At 32.0% G+C, this 347-nt stretch carries 1 protein-coding gene; it reads right to left on the bottom strand.

Going from position 1 to position 347, the window contains the following annotated elements:
- Positions 1-53: 53 nt before the first annotated feature.
- Positions 54-347: hypothetical protein (locus RYX56_RS21540; protein WP_317124016.1), on the bottom strand; the 294-nt coding region annotated here is incomplete at its 5' end.

The following is a 347-nucleotide window of genomic DNA, read 5'->3' as shown; positions in this document are numbered from 1 at the left end:
ATTTATTACAGTTTCTGCTTTAATGAAATTAGCTTTCAAAATACATACTCCCCTTAATTAATCTGTCGTAATTTTGATCGAGCATAATCATTGTTTTCTTCATTTAACGAAAAGAGTATATCTTTATATAATTGTTCATTTTCCTTTAGTTTTTCCGGTGTCGTGAGTAAAGAAGCGACGACCATTCTATTCGTCTTTTTTGAAAAAAACAATACCTGTAACACCTTTACTGATTCATCTTTACCCATTATTCGATAAATACTGTGATTAGCGACAAACTCCTGATGCAATAGATAGGCTTCCTCTCCACCTACCAGACACTTTGTCTTTTCAATAATTTTATAGCG

It is taken from the genome of Alkalihalophilus lindianensis (assembly GCF_032843265.1).
Classification (GTDB): Bacteria; Bacillota; Bacilli; order Bacillales; family Bacillaceae_D; genus Alkalihalophilus; species Alkalihalophilus lindianensis.
This window is presented reverse-complemented; position numbering and strand designations above follow the sequence as displayed.